At 69.3% G+C, this 19,985-nt stretch carries 18 protein-coding genes; 8 read left to right on the top strand and 10 right to left on the bottom strand.

From position 1 onward, the window contains the following. The 6 genes from nuoE to IJ15_RS0120260 all read right to left on the bottom strand — a co-directional run. A partial coding sequence (gene nuoE / locus IJ15_RS25680) for an NADH-quinone oxidoreductase subunit NuoE (RefSeq protein WP_081880837.1) occupies window positions 1-1,077 on the bottom strand: 1,077 nt, incomplete at its 3' end. After that, window positions 1,074-2,408: an NADH dehydrogenase (quinone) subunit D gene (gene nuoD, locus IJ15_RS0120280; RefSeq protein ID WP_051919289.1), complete on the bottom strand. Its 1,335-nt coding sequence runs from the start codon at window positions 2,406-2,408 to the stop codon at window positions 1,074-1,076. The genes nuoE and nuoD, both read right to left, overlap by 4 nt. After that, window positions 2,405-3,166: an NADH-quinone oxidoreductase subunit C gene (locus IJ15_RS0120275; RefSeq protein ID WP_031940168.1), complete on the bottom strand. Its 762-nt coding sequence runs from the start codon at window positions 3,164-3,166 to the stop codon at window positions 2,405-2,407. The genes nuoD and IJ15_RS0120275 overlap by 4 nt, the downstream gene beginning before the upstream one ends. Further along, window positions 3,166-3,738, bottom strand: a complete 573-nt coding sequence (locus tag IJ15_RS0120270) for a NuoB/complex I 20 kDa subunit family protein (protein WP_031940167.1) — start codon at window positions 3,736-3,738, stop codon at window positions 3,166-3,168. The genes IJ15_RS0120275 and IJ15_RS0120270 overlap by 1 nt, the downstream gene beginning before the upstream one ends. 39 nt (window positions 3,739-3,777) lie before the next feature. Beyond that, entirely contained in the window at window positions 3,778-4,149 is a 372-nt protein-coding gene (locus IJ15_RS0120265; RefSeq protein WP_031940166.1) for an NADH-quinone oxidoreductase subunit A, read from the bottom strand. Between the two features lie 233 nt (window positions 4,150-4,382). Then, window positions 4,383-4,796, bottom strand: coding sequence for an Rv3143 family two-component system response regulator (locus IJ15_RS0120260; protein WP_031940165.1), 414 nt, complete (start codon window positions 4,794-4,796; stop codon window positions 4,383-4,385). A 101-nt stretch (window positions 4,797-4,897) separates the two neighbouring features. Between IJ15_RS0120260 and IJ15_RS0120255 the strand changes: the two genes are divergently transcribed. After that, window positions 4,898-5,497, top strand: coding sequence for a hypothetical protein (locus IJ15_RS0120255; RefSeq protein WP_031940164.1), 600 nt, complete (start codon window positions 4,898-4,900; stop codon window positions 5,495-5,497). A 24-nt stretch (window positions 5,498-5,521) separates the two neighbouring features. On the opposite strand, the gene IJ15_RS0120250 is transcribed toward IJ15_RS0120255, so the two are convergent. The 3 genes from IJ15_RS0120250 to IJ15_RS0120240 form a co-directional block, all read right to left on the bottom strand. Further along, entirely contained in the window at window positions 5,522-6,142 is a 621-nt protein-coding gene (locus tag IJ15_RS0120250) for a YdcF family protein (RefSeq protein WP_031940163.1), read from the bottom strand. A gap of 103 nt (window positions 6,143-6,245) precedes the next feature. Further along, complete coding sequence (locus IJ15_RS0120245; protein ID WP_051919286.1) at window positions 6,246-6,929, bottom strand: O-methyltransferase; 684 nt, start codon at window positions 6,927-6,929, stop codon at window positions 6,246-6,248. 9 nt (window positions 6,930-6,938) lie between these two features. Continuing rightward, a complete protein-coding gene (locus tag IJ15_RS0120240; protein ID WP_031940161.1) occupies window positions 6,939-8,678 on the bottom strand; it encodes an acyl-CoA dehydrogenase family protein in 1,740 nt (579 codons plus the stop codon). A 201-nt stretch (window positions 8,679-8,879) separates the two neighbouring features. Between IJ15_RS0120240 and IJ15_RS0120235 the strand changes: the two genes are divergently transcribed. From IJ15_RS0120235 to IJ15_RS0120210, 6 genes are read left to right on the top strand one after another with little or no spacing between them, the layout of a single operon-like run. Next, a complete protein-coding gene (locus IJ15_RS0120235) occupies window positions 8,880-9,833 on the top strand; it encodes an oxygenase MpaB family protein (protein ID WP_031940160.1) in 954 nt (317 codons plus the stop codon). A 9-nt stretch (window positions 9,834-9,842) separates the two neighbouring features. Beyond that, complete coding sequence (locus IJ15_RS0120230) at window positions 9,843-11,186, top strand: cytochrome P450 (RefSeq protein ID WP_031940159.1); 1,344 nt, start codon at window positions 9,843-9,845, stop codon at window positions 11,184-11,186. A gap of 21 nt (window positions 11,187-11,207) precedes the next feature. Then, window positions 11,208-11,798 carry a TetR/AcrR family transcriptional regulator gene (locus IJ15_RS0120225; RefSeq protein ID WP_031940158.1) on the top strand — a complete coding sequence of 197 codons (591 nt, stop codon included), beginning with the start codon at window positions 11,208-11,210 and terminating at the stop codon, window positions 11,796-11,798. Between the two features lie 13 nt (window positions 11,799-11,811). Continuing rightward, the gene (locus IJ15_RS0120220) at window positions 11,812-13,356 is read left to right on the top strand and encodes a succinic semialdehyde dehydrogenase (RefSeq protein WP_051919282.1); all 1,545 of its coding nucleotides are present in this window, start codon (window positions 11,812-11,814) and stop codon (window positions 13,354-13,356) included. An 8-nt stretch (window positions 13,357-13,364) separates the two neighbouring features. Then, the gene (locus IJ15_RS0120215) at window positions 13,365-14,954 is read left to right on the top strand and encodes an AMP-binding protein (RefSeq protein WP_031940156.1); all 1,590 of its coding nucleotides are present in this window, start codon (window positions 13,365-13,367) and stop codon (window positions 14,952-14,954) included. Next, window positions 14,951-15,766 (top strand): SDR family NAD(P)-dependent oxidoreductase, encoded by an 816-nt coding sequence (locus tag IJ15_RS0120210; RefSeq protein ID WP_031940155.1) that lies wholly within the window; start codon window positions 14,951-14,953, stop codon window positions 15,764-15,766. Before IJ15_RS0120215 ends, IJ15_RS0120210 begins: the two co-directional genes overlap by 4 nt. Window positions 15,767-15,800: 34 nt before the next feature. On the opposite strand, the gene IJ15_RS0120205 is transcribed toward IJ15_RS0120210, so the two are convergent. Beyond that, complete coding sequence (locus IJ15_RS0120205) at window positions 15,801-17,546, bottom strand: proline--tRNA ligase (RefSeq protein ID WP_031940154.1); 1,746 nt, start codon at window positions 17,544-17,546, stop codon at window positions 15,801-15,803. A 298-nt stretch (window positions 17,547-17,844) separates the two neighbouring features. Here IJ15_RS0120205 and IJ15_RS24930 point away from each other — a divergent pair, with 298 nt between their 5' ends. Next, window positions 17,845-19,974, top strand: a complete 2,130-nt coding sequence (locus IJ15_RS24930) for a hypothetical protein (RefSeq protein WP_231569611.1) — start codon at window positions 17,845-17,847, stop codon at window positions 19,972-19,974. Window positions 19,975-19,985: the final 11 nt, after the last annotated feature.

Genomic DNA, 19,985 nt, shown 5'->3' with positions numbered 1-19,985 from the left:
CGCGTGCGGGGTCGCCAGCATCAACGGAATGTCCTTGCAGGTGCCCGGTTCCGACTCGTCCGCGTTGACGACCAGGTAGTGCGGCTTGGCGGCACCGTCCGTCGCCGGGTCCTGCGGGATGAACGACCACTTCATCCCGGTCGGGAAACCGGCGCCGCCGCGGCCACGCAGCCCGGCGTCCTTGATCGTCTGGATCACCTCGTCCGGGTTCGCGCCGAGCGCCTTGCGCAGCGCGGTGTAGCCGTCGTGGCGGTGATAGGTGTCGAGGGTCCACGACCGGGGGTCGTCCCAGTACCGGCTCAGCACCGGTGTCAGTCCGTCGACCGAGCCCGCGGCGGACGGACGCGGCGGCCGGGGGCTGGCACCGCCGCCCCCGCCGCCCGCCTCGACCGCGCCGGGGCGCGGGTCGGGGAACCCGGCGAGCACCCGGGCCGTGTCGCGGAAGGAGCCCAGCGGCGCCCCTCGTGTGGGGGTCACGGTCTCACCCGACCGGAGCGCGTCCACGATTCCGGTGGCCGACGCCGGCGTCTGGTTGTCGAAGAACTCCCAGTTCACCATCATCACCGGTGCGAAGTCGCACGCCGCGTTGCACTCGATGTGATCGAGGGTCACCGATCCGTCCGCGGTGGTCTCGCCGTCGTCGATACCGAGGTGGTCCCGGAGGGCGGCATGGATCGTGTCCCCACCCATCACCGCGCACAGGCTGTTGGTGCACACGCCGACGTGATACGTGCCGGACGGACTGCGCCGGTACATCGAGTAGAACGTCGCGACGGCGGTCACCTCGGCGGCGGTCAGGCCGAGTTGTCGTGCACAGAAGTCGATTCCCGCCGGGGAGACGTAGCCGTCCTCGGCCTGCACCAGGTGCAGCAGGGGCAGCAGCGCCGAACGGGATGGGCTGTCGGGCCCGCGCCGACGGTCCGCCTCGGCATCACCGGTCTCGTAGCGGGCGACGATCTCCTCGGCGTCCGCCACCAGCCTGGTGTGCACGTCCGGCGGATAGCTCGGACGGTCCCCGGGACAGCTCAGTTCGACGAACACCGGACCCGATCCACTGCCTTCTCGCGCACCGGTCATCGGTCTACTCCCCCCATGACGGGATCGATACTGGCGACGGACGCGATCACGTCGGCCACCATGCCTCCCTCGCACATCGCCGAGACGGCCTGCAGATTGGTGAACGACGGATCGCGGTAGTGCACCCGGAAGGGCCTGGTCCCACCGTCGCTGACCATGTGCACGCCCAGTTCACCGCGCGGCGACTCCACCGGGATGTACACCTGCCCGGGCGGCACCCGGAATCCCTCGGTGACCAGCTTGAAGTGGTGGATCAGTTCCTCCATCGAGGTACCCATGATCCGCCGGATGTGCTCGAGTGAGTTCCCCAGGCCGTCGACGCCGACAGCCAGGTCGGCGGGCCACGCGATCTTCTTGTCCGCCACCATGACCGGACCCGGACGGAGACGGTCGAGGCATTGTTCGACGATCTTCAGCGACTCCGCCATCTCGCGCAGCCGGACGAGATAGCGGCTGTAGCAATCGGATCCGGATTCGGTGACGACGTCGAACTCGTAGGTCTCGTAGCCGCAGTACGGATCCGACCTGCGTACGTCCAGGGGCAGGCCGGTGGCGCGCAGCACCGGTCCGGTCACCCCCAGCGCCATACAGCCGGTCAGATCGAGATAGCCGATGCCCTTCGTCCGGGCCTTCCAGATCGGGTTCTCGCTCAGCAGATCCTCGATGTCCTTCAACCGGCGGGGCATGAGGTCGAGCAACTCGCGCACCTTCGCCGCTGCGCCGTCGGGCAGGTCCTGCGACAGACCGCCCGGGCGGATGTACGCGTGGTTCATGCGCAGCCCGGTGATCATCTCGAACACGTCCAGGACCAGCTCACGTTCACGGAAGCCGAACAGCATCGGGGTGATCGCCCCCAGTTCCATGCCGCCCGTCGCGAGCGCCACCAGATGCGACGAGATCCGGTTGAGCTCCATCAACATCACCCGCACGACGGTGGCGCGCTCGGGAACCCGATCGGTGATGTCGAGGAGCTTCTCGACGCCCAGGCAGTAGGCGACCTCGTTGAAGAACGGGGACAGGTAGTCCATCCGGGTCACGAACGTGACGCCCTGGGTCCAGTTCCGGTACTCGAGGTTCTTCTCGATCCCGGTGTGCAGGTAGCCGACACCGCAGCGGGTCTCGGTGACCGTCTCCCCCTCGATCTCGAGGATCAGCCGCAGCACGCCGTGCGTGGACGGGTGCTGGGGCCCCATGTTCACGACGATGCGTTCGGCCCCGGCATCGTGGGCGCTGTGCGCAGCGTCCACGAACTCGTCCCAGTCCTGACCGCCGACGGTGAACACCGCGTCGCCGGTGCCGTTCCGGGTGAACGGATCACGAGGGGTGGTCACTGGTAGGCCCTCCGTTCGTCCGGTGGTGGGATCCTCGCCCCCTTGTACTCGACGGGGATGCCGCCGAGGGGGTAGTCCTTGCGCTGTGGGTGCCCCGTCCAGTCGTCGGGCATCTCGATCCGGGTCAGCGACGGGTGCCCGTCGAAGATCAGGCCGAAGAAGTCGTACGCCTCCCGCTCGTGCCAGTCCGTCGTGGGGTACACGCCGTAGAGCGACGGAATGTGCGGGTCGGCGTCGGGCACGGCCACCTCGAGCCGTAGCCGACGGCCGTGGGTGATCGACATCAGCGGGTACACCGCATGCAACTCCCGCCCGGAATCCTGCGGGTAGTGCACGCCGCTGACCCCCAGGCACAGTTCGAAACGCAGTTCGGGATGATCGCGCAGCAATCGCGCGACTACCTGCAGGGAGTCCCGTCGCACGTGCAGGGTCAGTTCGCCGCGGAAGACGACGACCCGTTCGACGGCATCGACGAACGGCCTCCCGGTATCGCCGAGCCCGACGGCCAACGTGTCGACGACCTCGTCGAAGTAGCCGCCGTAGGGGCGAGGAGTGCTGCCCGGCAACGTGACCGGGCGGACGAGCCGTCCGTAGCCGGAGGTGTCGCCGGTGCCGCCGACACCGAACATGCCCTGTCGCAGACCGATCATCTCGCCGCCCGCGACCGACTCGGGCGGCACCGTGCCCTCCGGACCGGCGGTGGCCTCGGGATCGGGACCACCGAGTTCGGAGCGATCACCGTCGCGTCCGTTCGTCATCACAGCACCGCCCCCGCGCCGCGCCCCGGAAACCCGAGGTCGATCGTGGGCCGGGCGGCGAGCGCCGCCTCCTCCGCCGCGCGCACCGCCTGTTCGCGGTTGACCCCGAGCGGCATCTCCTGGATCTTCGCGTGCAGCGTCAGGATCGCGTTGAGCAGCATCTCCGGGCGCGGTGGGCAGCCCGGCAGGTAGATGTCGACCGGCACCACGTGGTCGACGCCCTGCACGATCGCATAGTTGTTGAACATTCCGCCCGACGAGGCACACACCCCCATCGCGAGGACCCACTTGGGTTCGACCATCTGGTCGTAGACCTGCCGCAGCACGGGGGCCATCTTCTGACTCACCCGTCCGGCCACGATCATGAGATCGGCCTGGCGCGGGGACGCGCGGAAGGCCTCCATCCCGAACCTGGCGAGGTCGAAGCGCCCCGACGTGGTGGCCATCATCTCGATCGCACAACAGGCGAGGCCGAAGGTCGCCGGCCACAACGAGCCCTTGCGCGCGTAGCCGGCGACGGTTTCGACCGTGCTCAGCACGAAACCACTCGGCAGCTTCTCCTCGAGACCCATACCCGGTTCACCTCCGCTCGGCAGTCACCCGAAACACCCCTAGTCCCAGCTCAATCCCCCACGCCGCCACTCGTACACGTAGGCCACCGCGACGTTGAACACGAAGACCGCCATCACGGCCAGACCGAACACACCGAGCGCGTCGAAGTGGACGGCCCACGGGTAGAGGAACACGATCTCGATGTCGAAGATGATGAAGAGCATCGCCGTGAGGTAGTACTTCACCGGGACCCGATGGCCGGCCAGACCCCGCCCGGCTTCCGCCGGGGTGGGCTCGATTCCGCACTCGTACGGCTCGAGCTTGGCGCGGTTGAGCCGCCGCGGTCCCACGACCGAGGCGACGATCACGGAGAAGACCGCGAACGCGGCGGCGATCGCCGCGAGCACGAGAATCGGCACGTACGCGTTCACGTCACCTCAGCTCCTCACCTCGCGAGCCCGACCGCCCGTGCCCGATGCAGGACGGTCACAACCAGAACACGAGCGGCGGGTAGCCACGAGCGACGCACAATCACGCAATCAGGAGAATCCACCCGCAGAATGTGATCTACGACTCAGCCTACCGGGACGAGCGTCAACCTTGGCTTCGGTTTTACCCGCGAGTCTTCCGATGCCGCCGCGATATCGAGCCGGCACCGGTTCCGTCACGGCCGCCGCAGCAGCGGAACGACGGCGGCGGCCAGCCGGAAGGGGTCGATCGGGTGCGGCACGGCAGCGTCGGCCCGCGACCAGTCCACGAGCCAGGCATCGTCGGCACGTCCGGTCAGCACCACCACAGGCGGGCACACCGCGAGCTCGTCCCTGAGCTGCTTGGCGATTCCCATGCCACCCGCCGGTGTCGCCTCGCCGTCGAGAATCGCCAGCGCGATCCCGCCCGCATCCATCGTGCGGACCACCACCGGCGCCGTCGCGACCTCCACGTACTCCAGTTCCGGAAGGTCGGGATGCGGACGCCGACCGAGGGCCCGCATCACCTGCCCGCGGGTCGAGGCGTCGCTGCTGTACACGAGCACGCGCAGCGATTCGGAATCATCGGAGCGGACGGTCGGATTGGCCACGGACCCGATGCTACGACCGCCCGGCGCCGCGCACCGGGAGGCCAGACCGATTCGGGCCGGTTCTTCGGTCCGGAGATCGGGGTGCCGCTAATCTGCGACGCATGGGGGAATCGATGAAAGTATCCGGTCGCGTCGTCGTCCGCATCGCCGGCCTGGCCGTGCTGTGCGCCGGCGCAGCCCTGCTGATCCACGACTCCGCGGGGACCGACGGCGCGGCCGCGCAAACCGAGACGGCACCCGTCGTCGCAATACCGGCGGCGGCACCGGTGGACTGCCCGGCCGCGAGTCCGGAGTTCGGCCCGGCGCGGCCCGGCACCGCTGAGACGATGGTTCCCGACAGCCCGCTGTCCGCCGACGTCTGCCGCTACGAGAAGGCAGGCGGAGACTTCGGATCGGCTCCGTCGACTCCGCCGCCCCTCACGCTGTCGGGGCGCCTCGAGGGAGCCGAACTCGTCGCCGTCGTCGACGCCTTCAACGTCGGCGGCCCCGGCAACCCGCGCCTGTGCGGAATCGGAATCGTCGGGGCACCGGCAGCGGTCGTGTGGACCACCTTCCACTACGCCGCCGGCCCCCCGGTGAACGTCACCTGGTGGGGTGCGGGCCCCTGCAATCAGAGCCACAACGGGACGAAGACGGATGGTGGCCTCGCACACGAGATCCCGCCGTACTGGACGTATCCTGTTCCACCACAGCAGGGTTGATTGCGCCCTACCGACGCACCCCGCTCACCACCCGGGGACGGCGACGGGCGCGTACCGGAACTCGCCCGACGCCGACCGGAACGCCCCGAGCGCCCGGTCGATGTGGGACGCGGAAGTCACCAGGACGGCGCCGTCCGCACCGGCCGCCGAGAGGATCTCGGTGGTGTTGCGGGCATTCTCGACCGTCGAGTACGAGGCGTTCTCCAGCACGATGCTCGCCGGATTGACGCCTCGCAGAACGAGACCGGCGAACATCGCCTGCGATTCGCTGTAGGGCAGCGCTTGCGTCGGCCCACCCGAGACGATCACCTTGTTCTGCGGGTGGATGCGCGCGATCGCGGCCGCGGCGTCCAGTCGCGCGTTGAGCACCGCCGGCAGCAGTCCGTCGGCGTTGAGGCGCGCCCCGAGCACCACGATGTAGCGGGACGCCGGGTCGCCGGTCGTGAGGTAGGCGTGCGCGGCGGCGTACTGCCCCAGTGACGAAACGGTGTCCGAGACACCGGATGCGGCCGTGTACTGGAGGGTATCGATGCCCTGATCGATCAGTCCCGGGATGTTCAGCGCGGCCGCGTTGGCCGGTGCGGTCGCAAGGAACGGGATCACGGCCAGGCCGGCCGCGGCAATAGTGGTTCTCAGCTTGTGCATTCGCCTGCGTCTCTCGAGGTTCGACGGTCAGATGGTCGCGCGCGTCACACCCTACGTGGACGACGCCGAACCGTCAGCGCAAGCGGAAAACGTGGGGCCGGTTTCAATTCACCACCAGCGCAAGAGCGAAACCGTCCCATCCCTTCGAGCCGACCGTCTGCAGCGCGGTGGCATCGAGGCGCGGTTCGGCCGCCAGCAGTTCGAGGACCTCGCGACTGGCGCGGACGGCCTCGTCGTCGAGGTCGGGGTTGGACACCGATCCGCCGCGCACGACATTGTCGACGACGATCACCGTGCCGGGCCGCGACAACCGCAGGGCCCACCGCACGTAGTTGGAGTTGTTCACCTTGTCGGCGTCGATGAACACCAGGTCGAAGGGCGCGATGCCGTCGGCCTCGACACCCGGCAGCACGTCCAGCGCCGCACCGACCCGGATGTCGACCCGGTCGCCGACACCGGCCCGGTCCACGTTGTCCCGGGCGACGGCGGCGTGGCGAGGTTCGTACTCAACCGTGACGACCCGCCCCGACTCCCCGACCGCGCGGGCGAGCCAGATGGTGCTGTACCCACCGAGCGTGCCGATCTCGAGCACCCGCGTCGCACCGGCCATGCGCGCCAGCAGGTTCAGCAGCTTGCCCTGCGCCGGCGACACGTCGATCGGCGGCAGCCCCGCCGCGGCGTTGGCCGCGAGGGCGCGCTCGAGCGCCTCGTCCGCACCCAGAACCGTCTCGGCCAGATAGTGGTCGACCTCGACCCACCGATTCACGTCATCCATGCTGTCCGTCATACCGACAGCCTAGGGCCGCATCTCGTATGCGCCGTCGTACCCGACGACCTGCTCCCACACCCGATCGAAGCGGTCGGTGTCGGGCACGGGCTTGCGGATAGCACCGATGGACCACTCCTGCTGGGCCGCCGTCGACGACGGCTTACCGTGCAGGGCGACGGCGTACCGGGAGAAGTCACGGATCTGAAAGTCGAAGATCTGCTCGAGCAGATCGCGGTCGAGACCGACGATGTCGGCCTGCTCGAGGATCAACTGCCCGTAGACGACCAGCTCGAACAGATGCCCGACGGTGAGCAGGAAGTCCAGGTCCTCCCGCTGCACTGCGTCCGGCGCCGCCGTCGCGAGCAGCTCCCGGAGTTCGAGTGCCTGCTCGTGGAACCGGGCGACGTTGGGGATGTCGGCGTGGGCGTCGTACACCCGGGTCCAGTCCTGGAACTGCACGTTGCCCGCACCCCGGGTGGGGCCCTGCCTCCAGAAGAATGCGTCGTCGGTGGGGTCGGTACGGGTGGCGACATCCGGATACGACGCCGGATCGAACAGGTACTTCGGCATGAACTTGAGGATCAGCGCGACGTTGACGTGGACGGTGCCCTCGAGTTTGGGCAGCGTGCCGATCAACTCGGCGGCCTCCCGGAAGTACGTGTCCTTCTCGTAGCCCTTGGCCGCGATGACGTCGTGCAGCAACGCCATCACCGTTTCCCCCTCCGAGGTGACCTTCGCCTTCGTCATCGGGTTGAACAGCAGGTACCGGCGATCCTCCGGTCCGGCACTGCGGAAGTAGTCGACGGCGCGGGCACTGAACAGTTTCATCGCGACGAGCCGGGCGTAGGCGTCCACGAAGTTGGCCCGCACGTGCGGGAAGTCGGTGACTCGCTTGCCGTACAGAATTCTGTTGTGGGCGTGCGTGATCGCCTCGAAGAAGGCGTGCTCACAGATCCCGATCGAGGCCGTGCACAGGTTGAACTTGCCGACGTTGACGGTGTTGAGCGCCGCCGAGAACGCGTCCGGTCCGGTGTGCAGGATGTCCTCCTCCCGCACCGGGTAGTCGCGCAGCGCGAAAGTGCTGACATACATCTGCCCGTGCACGACGTTGTCGATGAGGCGGTAGTGCAGGTGCCGACTGTCGACGGTGAAGAAGACGTAGCCGTCGGCGCCCTCGACGTCGGTGCGGCGCCCGAACACCGACACCGTGCCGGCGACGTTGCCGTTGCCGATGTAGTACTTGGTGCCGTTCGCGCGGAACGCGGCGGTGCCGTCGGCCGTGCCGACGCACGGGGCGAGCAGCATGTCGGTCGAGTAGACGTCGGCGCCGTGCTCACGCTCGGACAGGCCGAACGCCATGACCCCACCGGCGTCCAACTGGTCGGCGGCGCGCCGTCGGGCCGCCGGATTGTCGCTCATCCAGACCGGCCCGAGGCCGAGCACCGTCACCTGCCACAGGTACCAGTAGGACAACCCGTAGAACCCGAGGATCTCGCTCAGCGCGGCGTTTCGCGCGGCGTCCCACCTCTTGTTGGGATCGCCGTTCGCCTCGGCGGCCGGGGTGAGGAACGTCGCGAACAGACCCTCGCGCCCGGCGAAGTTCATGAAGTCACCGGTCCAGATCGCATGGAGGTCGTCCTGCAACAACCGGCGTTTACCCCGGGCCTCGAACCAGTCGATCGTCGCGCGCAGCAATCGGCGCGTGTTCGGATCGAAATCCTTGGGGTCGTAGTCGTGCGGATTCAGCAGTAGCTCGCCCACTGTCATCACCCTCCGGGTCACGGAAGCGGCGCCCCAGGAAGGGGCTCGCCGTCCACTCTTCCCGACACCCGCCGCACGCGGGGAGGTTCTCGCGAAGCCGATCACCGGACGCCACCGACATCCTTGTGTCGTGGGTCACTCGGTGCTAACTTCTGACACAGCGAGACAGTTTTGTTCCACCGTCCCACCGCAGACAGGGAACCACCCATGCCGCTCGAGCCGCTCGACTTCGATTCCGCCATCCGTGAGGCGGTCCCCATGCTCGTAGACAACCCAGACAACCCAGACGCCCCAGACGCGCCGCGGCTGGGTCCCGATTCGCTGATCTGGAAGTACTACGGCGACATCCGAGGACTGCTGGGGTTCCAGCGGCTGGCCGGTACCGAGAACTGCATCGAGCAGCTCGGCAAGGCTGTCGAGGACCATTCGGTGATCTTCTCCGACACCCTCGGCCGGGCCCGCCGCAGTGGCCCGCCGATCATGAAGACCGTCTACAGCGACGCCCCCCACCACTGGGGTCGCACGGTTCGCGACTTCCACAAGCCGATCAAGGGCACGATCGACGACGGCTCGCGCTATCACGCCCTCAACCCGGAACTCTTCTACTGGGCGCACGCCACCTTCGTCGACCAGGTCCTGTACGTCACCGACACCTTCATCCGCCGGCTGTCGCACGAGGAGAAGGTGCAGATCTTCGAGGAAGGCCGGACCTGGTACCGGATCTACGGGGTCAGTGACCGGAGTCAGCCGCAGACCTACGAGGAGTTCCAGGAGTACTGGGCGCAGATGCTCGACCGGTTCGTGCCGACCGCGACGATCGTCTACGCCACCGGGTACATCCGCAAGGGCGTGCCGGGCCCACGGCGGATTCCGGCGCCCGTGTGGAACGTGCTGTCCGCCCCGATCAACGCCTTCATGCGAACCGTCGTCGTCGGCACTCTGCCCCCGCAGATGCGCGAGGTGTGCGGTCTCGACTGGAATCCGAAGAAGGAGAGGCAGTTCCAGCGTTTCGCGGCGTTCTCCCGCCGCATCAACCCGCTCGTCAACAGGTTGCCGTTGCGCGCGTTGTATCTGCCCTGGGCGGCCGAGGCCTGGCGCCGGGTCGGGATCGACCCACGACCGTTGATGAACTCCCGGGCCGTATCCGCCCCCACCCGCTAGGAGACTTCCGTGCGCACCAAGCAGTTGGCACCACCACCGGCCGGCAGTGGTCTCCGGCCGATCAACGGCACCGGCGATCCCGGCGTCGTCGAACTCCTGCGGTTCTTCCGCAACCCGGTGCGGCTCGTCGCGCAGCGACGGGAAGCCTTCGGCGACATCACCTACATCAACGCATTCGGCCAGAAGTTCGCGGTGCCGCTCACCGCCGACGGCGCCGAGGCGGTTGCCGCGAACCGGCAGAAGGCGCTGGCCGCGGAGCCGGCCTGGGGGTTCCTGATCGGGCCGTTCTTCCGCCGCGGGATCCTGTTGATGGACTTCGAGGAGCACCGACACCACCGCCTGATCCTGCAGCAGGCCTTCAACAACAAGCACCTACGCGGCTACCTGGACGACATGCAGCCGATGCTGCGTGACGGTGTCCGGAGCCTGCCCGTCGGCGAGAGCATCCCGATTCTCGACCGGTTCAAGGAACTGACCCTCGATCTGGCGCTGGAGATCTTCCTGGGCATGGATCTGCCGCGCGCGGAGGCGGATCGGATCAACAGGGCGTTCATCGACTGCGTCAACGCCGGGATGTCCCTCGTCCGCAGGAACATCCCCGGGACCAAGTGGTCCCGCGGTCTGGCCGGGCGCACCGTGCTCGAGGAGTTCTTCCGCGAGCACCTCCCGGCCAAGCGCGCCACCGAGACCCCGGACCTGTTCTCCGTGCTGTGCCGGGCACGGTCCGAGGAGGGCCACACCTTCACCGACGAGGACGTCGTCAACCACATGATCTTCGTGTTGATGGCCGCGCACGACACCTCGACCATCACGCTGACCACCATGGCCTACTACCTGGCCAAGAACCCGCAGTGGCAGGAGAAGGCCCGCGCACAGTCCCGCGCGCTGCCGCGCGAGATCACGTACGACAACCTGCCCGAGTTCACGGTGCTCGACGCCGTCATGAAGGAGTCACTGCGCCTGAACTCGCCGGTGCCCGGTCTTGCCCGGCGCGCGTTGGAGGACACCGAGATCGACGGTCACTTCGTCCCGAAGGGCACGTACGTCAGCGCGATCGGGATGGTCAATCACCACAACCCCGCCCTGTGGACGGACCCCGAACGGTTCGATCCGGACCGCTTCTCCCCCGAACGTGCGGAGGACAAGTCGCACCGGTACGCGTGGATGCCGTTCGGCGGCGGCGTGCACAAGTGCATCGGCCTCTACTTCGCGCAGATGGAGATCAAGACGATCATGCACAACCTCCTGCTCGACTTCGAGTGGTCGGTGCCCGACGGCTACACGTGGAAACTCGACAACACCACGCTGCCGGTTCCGAAGGACCGCCTCCCGGTGACGCTGCGGGCGATCTGACGATGGATATGCTGACCCGTGATGACCACGCGCCGCACCCCCACCGCACCGCCCGCCTCCTCCGCGGAGCAGGCGATGCTCGACGCCGCGCGGGAGGAGTTCGAGCGCTACGGGATTCGGCGCACCAACATGGACGACGTCGCCAAGCGTGCGGGGATCAGCCGCAGCACCCTCTACCGGCGGTTCCCGAACAAGGACGCGCTGGTCGAGGTGCTGGTCCTGCGCGAGGCGGGACTGTTCTTCGATCAACTCGACGCCCTGGCCCGCAATCTCGACCCGGCGCAGGCCGTCGTGGAGTGCTTCGCCCGGGGAGTTCAACTGACTCGCGAGATCCCGCTGATCGGCCGGATCCTCGAGAGCGAACCGGAAATGATGGTCGAGGTGACCTCCCGCACCGAGGGTGCACCGATCGCGGTCACCGCCGCACGGGTCGCCGCCACGCTGCGCCACAGCGGGGCGTCGATGCCCGAGGAGGATCTGCTGGCCGCGTCCGAGATCCTCATCCGCATCGCGATGTCGCTGATGCTGCACCCCCACGGGCAGTTGGACACGGCCGATCCCGCTGCGGTACGCCGCTACGCCGAGAGGTACCTCACCCGCCTGGTGTGGTGACCGCCGCCGGCACGTGCGCAGGTACGCCGTGCTGATCGCCGGGTACGACGACCTGCTGGCCCAGCTGCCGCCCTCCACCGAATACTCGTGCGCCACCGCACCGTTTACCGGCGAGTCGCTGCCGCCCGTCCCGCAGACGTCCGCCGGGTCGGTCGCCGCGGTTGCCGCGGTCGGCCGGTCGGCGCAGCCGGACTGGGCGGCGCGGCCGATCCGGGAGCGCCGGGCCGTCGTGGCGCGGTTCGCGCGCCTGCTGGTCGACCACCACGACCGCCTGTGCGACCTCATGCAGTGGGAAACAGGCAAGGCCCGCGTGCACGCCGCCGTCGAGGTGCAGGGCGTCGTGTCCACGGCACTGCACTACGCCGCCCACAGCGCCGACTACCTGCGCGAACGCCGGGTCCGGGGCGCGGTGCCGGGGCTGGTGTCGGCCCGGGTCGGCTACCTCCCCAAGGGTCTCGTCGGGGTGATCGCGCCGTGGAACTATCCGCTGTTCCTGGCCGTCGGCGACGTTATCCCGGCCCTGCTCGCCGGCAATGCGGTGCTCAGCAAGGCCGATTCGCAGGCCCCGCTCACGCTGCTCCACGCCCGCCGCCTGGCGGTTCGGGCCGGGGTGCCCGAGGCGGTGTGGCAGGTGGTGGCCGGTCCCGGCCGCCGCATCGGTCCCGCGGTGGTGGACGAGGTGGACTACGTGAGCTTCACCGGGTCGACGGCGACGGGCCGGGAGATCGCCCGCAGGTGCGCGGACCGGCTGATCGGGTCCTCGCTGGAGTTGGGCGGGAAGAACCCGATGATCGTCTGCGCCGACGCCGACGTCCCGGCGGCCGCCCGCGGCGCCGTGCAGGCGGTCTTCTCCAACGCCGGGCAGATGTGCATCGGCATCGAACGGATCTACGTGCACGAGAGCGTGTTCGACCGGTTCGTGCGCGACCTGGCCACGCGCACCGAGCGGCTTCGGGTCGGCGCCGGGTACGGCTACGACGTGGACATGGGGTCGCTGACCTCCCGTCGCCAGCTCGAGACGACCGAGAAGCACGTCGCGGACGCACTGGCCAAGGGCGCCACCGTCGTGACCGGAGGCCGAGCGCGCCCCGACCTCGGCCCGCTGTTCCACGAACCGACCGTGCTCACCGGTGTGACGGCCGAGATGACGGTGCACACCGAGGAGACCTTCGGCCCGGTCGTCTCCGTCTACCCGGTGACATCGGAGGAGGAGGCGGTGCGCCGCGCCAACGAGGGCGAGTACGGGCTGAGCGCGAGTGTGTGGACCCGCGACGTGGAACGCGGACGCGGGATCGCCGCCCGGGTGGTCGCGGGTTCGGTGAACGTCAACGACGGCTACCTGTCCGCGATCGCGTCGTTGGGCGCCCCGATGGGCGGCATGCGGTCCAGCGGGACCGGCCGCCGGCACGGCCGCGACGGCATCGTCCGCTACACCGAACCGCAGACGGTCACCACCCAACGCGTCCCGACGGCCTACCCCGACCGACTCCGCGGCGCCCTGCTGGCCGCGATGAATACCGGCACCCGTGCCCTGCTCGCGGTGCGGCACCGATCGTGAGGAGAGCGATGCGCATCGTCGACGAGGTGGCCTCGGCCGGGGTCCTGTGGCGGGCGGGCATGGTCCCGCGAAACCCGAGGGCCGCGGCGGTCGGGGCGCGGGCGGTGGCCCGCCTCGGACCGTTCGGCGGGTTGGCGGCCTTCGGCGCGGCCGTGTACCCGGACCGCGTCGCGATCGTCGACGAGCGGGTTCGGTTGACGTTCGACGACTTCGCCCGGCGCACACACCGTCTGGCGCACGCGCTGCGCTCGCGACTGCCCGGGCCGCAACCGGGGATCGGGATACTGTGCCGCAATCACGCCGACGCCGTCGTCGCGCTCTGCGCGGCATCGGCCGCCGGCGCCCGTGTCGTGCTGCTCAACTCGGACTTCGGGCGCCGTCAGGTGTCCGAAGTGGCCGCCCGTGAACGCCTGGACGCGATCATCCACGACGAGGAGTTCGCCTCTGCGGTAGAGGGATTCGACGGGCCGTGCTGGCGCGCGTGGTGCGCCGATCCCGACGCTCCGGACACGCTGTCCGCGCTTCTCGCGAACGTCCCGGACACGCTGCCGCCCAGGCCGGCGCGACCGGCGTCTCTGGTGATCTTGACCAGCGGCACCAGCGGCACCCCGAAGGGGGCACCGCGCGGGGAGGCGCCGACGCTGCTCCTGCCGGCGGGTCTGCTCTCGAAGATCCCCCTGCGTGGTGGCGAACGAGTCCTGGTGGCGGCGCCGATCTTCCACGGCTGGGGACTGCTGGTCGCGACACTGACGCTGACCCTCGGATCGACGCTGGTGCTGCGGCGACGTTTCGACGCCACGAAGACGCTGCACGACCTGCAAGCCCACCGCTGCGCCGCGTTGATCGCGGTGCCGACCATGCTGCGCCGACTTCTCGGCGCGTCGGATGCCGAGCCGTCAGCCGACCTGTCCGCGTTGCGAATAGTCGCCAGCGGCGGCGCTCGACTGGACACCGCCCTGGTCACGCAGATCACCGACGCGTGGGGATCGGTGCTGCACAACCTGTACGGGTCCACCGAGGCCGCATACATCAGCATCGCGACACCCGCGGACCTCGCCGAGTCCCCGGGGTGCGCGGGGATTCCACCGCGCGGCAACACCGTTCGCATCGCCGACGACGACGGCCGCCCGCTCCCGGCCGGAGCCGAGGGCCGGATTCTGGTGCGCACGCCGGGCCAGATCGAGGCCTACACCGATGGCACCCGCAAGAGCGGCACGGGCGGGTTCCTCGACACCGGCGACCGCGGCCACCTCGACACGGCCGGCCGCCTGCACGTCGCGGGCCGTTCCGACGCAATGATCGTCTCCGGCGGCGAGAACGTCTTCCCCGAGGAGGTAGAGACGACGCTGCTCGCCCACCCGCATGTCACCGACGCCGTGGTCACCGCGGTCCCGGACCCCGACTTCGGCCGGCGCCTGCGCGCCTACCTGGTGTGCACCGACGATCTCGACGAACAGGCGGTCCGCGAGTACCTCGCGGCCGAACTCCCCCGCTCCCGGATGCCACGCGACATCGTGTTCGTCGACGCACTCCCCCGAGGATCGTCCGGAAAGGTCCTGCGCCACACGCTCGACGAACTGAAGGAGAGCCACACGTGAGAAGAACTGACATCGCCGGTCGCGTCGTCGTGGTGACCGGAGGGGCGCGCGGGATCGGCCGGGCGACCGCGATCGCCCTGCGCGACGTCGGCGCGCGGGTCGCCATCGGCGACATCGACGAGGCCGAGGTACAGCACACCGCCGACGCCCTCGGCGTCCTCGGTGAGGTGCTCGACGTCACCGATCCGCGGTCGGTGCAGGCCTTCCTCACCCGGGTGCAGTCGACACTCGGTCCGCCGTGGGGCTGGATCAACAACGCCGGCGTGATGCCGCTCGGCCCGCTGCTCGACCAGGACGATGCGACCGTCGACGCCGTGGTGGACGTCAACTTGCGCGGGGTGGTGCACGGGACCCGCGCCGCGGGGCGGGCGATGCGCGGGTCCGGAGGCGGCCGGATCGTCAACATCGCCTCGATCGCCGGGTGCATCCCGGTGCCGGGCATGGCCGTCTACAACGCCACCAAGGCCGCGGTGTCGTGCTTCGGTGACGCCGCGGACGCCGAACTGTCCGCGCACGGGATACGGGTCGGGACGGTGCTGCCGACGTTCACGAGCACCGGCCTGCTCGCCGGGACCCATCCGGGACGGTTGATCGCCCCGATCGAGCCGGAACAGGTCGCGCACACGGTGGTGCAGGTCCTGCGGACCGGGCGCCGGCGGGCCGTCGTACCGGGCCGGCTGTCCGGGGCGCTGTTGTGGCCGCTGATCCCGAGACCGGTCGCCCACCTGTTGCGGCGGGCAACCGGACTCGAACGGGTGTTCCTGGACGTCGATGCCGGGCGCGCGGCGTACGACGCCCGGATCAGGCGCTGATCCGGGCGTCGGACGACGCGCGAAACCTGCTGCGTCAGCCGCGGATCGCGGTGAGGATCTCCGCGAGCGCGCCCTCGACGGGCACCTCGCGGGACTCGCCGGTGAAGCGGTCGCGCAGTTCCACGTTGCCCTCGGCGAAGCCGCGGCCCACGACCACGACCAGCGGGACGCCGATCAGCTCGGAGTCCTTGAACTTCACGCCCGGCGAGGCCTTGCGGTCGTCGAAGAGGACCTCGACGCGGGCCTTGTCGAGCTCGGCGGCCAGGGCCTCGGCGCCCGCACGGGCGGCGTCGTCCTTGTTCGCGATCACCAGGTGCACGTCGAACGGGGTGACCTCGGCGGGCCAGCGCAGACCCTTGTCGTCGTGGTGCTGCTCGGCGATCACCGCGACCAGACGGGACACACCGATGCCGTACGAGCCCATCGTCGGGCGGACCGGCTTGCCGTTCTCGCCCAGCACGTCGACGCCGAAGACGTCGGTGTACTTGCGGCCCAGCTGGAACACGTGGCCGACCTCGATGCCGCGGGCGGCGACCAGCGCGCCGGCGCCGTCGGGCGACGGGTCGCCGTCGCGCACCTCGGCGGCCTCGATGGTGCCGTCCGGGGTGAAGTCGCGGCCGGCGACCAGACCCACGTAGTGCTTGCCCTCCTCGTCGGCGCCGGTGATCCAGCTGGTGCCGTCCACGACACGCGGGTCGACGAGGTAGCGGACACCGTTCTCCTGCAGCGCCTTCGGGCCGATGTAGCCCTTGACGAGGAACGGGTTGTTCTTGAAGTCGGTCTCGGTGATGAGCACGTACTCGGCGGGCTCGAGCGCGGCCTCGAGACGCTTCTCGTCGACCTCGCGGTCGCCGGGGATTCCGATCGCGAGCAACTCCCACTCGCCGCCGGGCACGCGGGTCTTCACCATGATGTTCTTCAGGGTGTCCGCGGCGGTGACGGTTCTACCGAGGTCGGCGCCGTTGGCCCACTCGACGAGGGTGTCGATGGTCTCGGTGCCCGGGGTGTCGCGCACCTCGGCGGCCGGCTGCCCCTCGAACGGGATCGGCTCGGGGGCAAGCGTCTTGACGGCCTCGACGTTGGCGGCATAGCCGGACTCGAGGCAACGGACGTAGGTGTCCTCGCCGATCGCGCTCTCGGCCAGGAACTCCTCCGACGCGCTGCCGCCCATCGCACCCGAGGTGGCGGACACGATGACGTACTTGACGCCGAGGCGGGCCAGGATCCGCTCGTAGGTGTCGCGGTGCGCCTGGTAGGACGCCGTCAGGCCCTCGTCGGTGAGGTCGAACGAGTACGAGTCCTTCATCACGAACTCGCGGCCGCGCAGGATGCCCGCGCGGGGCCGCTCCTCGTCGCGGTACTTGGTCTGCACCTGGTACAGGGTGACCGGGAAGTCCTTGTACGAGTTGTACTCACCCTTGACGGTGAGCGCGAACAGCTCCTCGTGGGTGGGACCGAGCATCATGTCGTTGCCCTTGCGGTCCTTGAGGCGGAACAGGCCGGCGCCGTACTCGGTCCAGCGGTTCGACGTCTCGTAGGGATCGCGCGGCAGCAGCGCGGGCAGCAGAATCTCCTGCGCGCCCATCGCGTTCATCTCCTCGCGGACCACCCGCTCGACCTCGCGCAGCACGCGCAGACCCAGCGGCAGCCACGAGTACACGCCTGGCGCGATACGCCGCACGTAGCCGGCGCGAACCAGCAGCTTGTGGCTGGCGACCTCGGCATCGGCCGGGTCGTCGCGAAGTGTACGGAGGAACAGGTGCGACATGCGAGTGATCACGGGGCACCAGCGTAGTCGGTTGTCCAGCACAGACGCGCCCAGGGGACGGCCGCGGGGCACTCGACGACGCCGTGCCGGGCCGGCTGCGGCGGCAACCGCGCCGCCGTCGAAGTGCACCCCGAATTCGTAGCGACCCCAAACAGACCAGCACTGATGTAGCTTAGGCTCGCCTGAGCATACTTAGGCTTAGCTGATTCGTCGGTCAGGTCGCCCCAGGACGCCGAGACCGCGGCTGTGACCAGGAAGAAGGAAGATGCGCGCGTTCAGCAGAGCTGCGTTCGCGACCATAGCGGTCGCCATGGCATTGACGACACCGGTCGGCATCGCCATCGCCGCCCCCGAACCCACCGGCGGCAACGACCCCGCCACCCAGACCGATTCCGGCATCCCGGTCACGTCCGAGGCCGGCGCCCCGGTCACGACCACGAGCGCTCCGACCACCACGACTCCGACCACGGTCTCGACCACCGTCCCGACCACCACGGTCTCGACCACGTCCGCCGTCCCCGGCACCGCGTCCACGACCGTTTCCGCGAGGACGGGCCTGAAGGACGGTGACACGATCACCGTGACGGGCACCGGATTCTCCGGCGCGGGCGCCGGCATCTACGTCGGACTCGTCCAGGACGACCAGTTCTCGGCCACCGACGGCAGCGTCTGGCTGACCCAGGAGTTCATCCGGTCGGCCGGCATCGTGGGCGGCGCATGGTCGACCGACATCACCGTCCCCGCAGTCAAGGGCACCTTCGACTGCATCGAGAACGCCTGCTCGATCTACACCGTCGCGGCGCACGGTTCGCCGGACCGCAGCCAGGACACCCGGGTCTCGGTGACGTTTGCGGCGCTCCCGCCGACCACCACCGTGCCGCCGACCACCACGGTGCCGCCCACCACCACGGTGCCGCCCACGACGACGACGAAGCCGCCCACGACCACCAAGCCGACCACGACGACCAAGCCGCCGACGACGACCAAGCCCACGACGACCAAGCCGACCCCGGGCAGCGGACCCCGGGTCGATGCCAGCAAGACCAGCGGACTCGATGCCGCCGGCGACACGATCACCGTTCGCGGCAGCGGGTTCTCGACCACCGGCATGGGCATCTACGTCGGCATCGCGCAGACGAACCGGTACTCGGCCACCGACGCGTCCGTCTTCTACGGCACGCAGTACATCAAGGCATCCGACATGTCGGGTGGTTCCTTCTCCACCTCGATCGACGTCCTGGGCGCGTTCCCCGGCGGCGACTGCATCGCCAACGCGTGCGCCCTCTACACGCTTGCCGCGCACGGGTCGAGCGACCGCAGCCAGGACACCACGACGCCGATCAGCTTCGTCGGCACCGCGCCCCCGGTCACCGGGGGCGGCGGAACCGGCCCTGGAACCGGTGGGGGCGCAACGGGGCCCGGCGCCGCCGGTGCCGCACCCGGCGCCGCGTTCACGGCCAACGGCAACCTGTCGGTGTCGTTGTCGAAGACGAGCGACATCAACCCGGCCGGTGAGACCGTGACGGTGTCCGGCTCCGGGTTCTCCGGCGCCGCACCCGGCCTCTACGTGGGTCTGGTGCAGGACAACGTGTTCTCCGCCGCCGACGCGTCGGTGTGGATGACCTCGGCGTTCGTCAAGCCGGAGCAGATCTCCGGCGGCAACTGGTCGCTCCCCGTGGAGATGATCGCCACGCAGGGCGCGTTCGACTGCATCCGGAATGCGTGCTCGATCTACACCGTCATGGCGCACGGTTCCTCGGACCGCAGCCAGGACACCAAGACGCCGGTGAGCTTCGTCGGCGGAGTCGCTCCGGGCACCGTCACCGCACCTCCGGTGCTGAATGCGGCCGGCGCTCCCGGCGCGGCGAAGACCGTGGCCGTCACCCTGTCGAAGGCGAAGGGCCTGAAGGTCGACGGCGACGAGATCACCATCTCGGGCACCGGCTTCTCCGGTGCGCAGCCCGGCATCTACGTCGGGCTGATCCAGGAGAGCAAGTTCTCCACCACCGACGCCGGCGTCTGGATGACCACCGCATTCATCACGCCGAGCCGGATCAAGGATGGCGCGTGGTCGACCACCATGAAGGTGCAGGCGGTCAAGGGTGACTCGGACTGCACCAAGAACGCGTGCTCCATCTACACGATCGCGGCCCACGGCTCGAGTGACCGCAGCCAGGACACGCAGACTCCCGTCAGCTTCGGCGACGACCCGAACGCCCCCAACGCCGACAAGGCCGAGGAATCGGCGCTGACCGCGGCCGGCGGCGACTCGGGCGACGGGGGCGCAGCCTCCTCGGACAACGCGACCGCCTCGGCGATCCGCAATCTCTCCGACGCGTTCACCGACGGCACCGCATGGATCGCTCCGCTGCTCGTCGGCGGCGTCGTCGGAGCGGGAATTGCAGTGGCCGCAACCTTCGCACTGCGCCGCCGAGCCTAGCGCCATCCCCC

This window comes from Prescottella defluvii (assembly GCF_000738775.1).
GTDB lineage: Bacteria > Actinomycetota > Actinomycetes > Mycobacteriales > Mycobacteriaceae > Prescottella > Prescottella defluvii.
The sequence above is the reverse complement of the archived record's forward strand: the minus strand, read 5'-3'. Positions and strand labels throughout refer to the sequence as shown.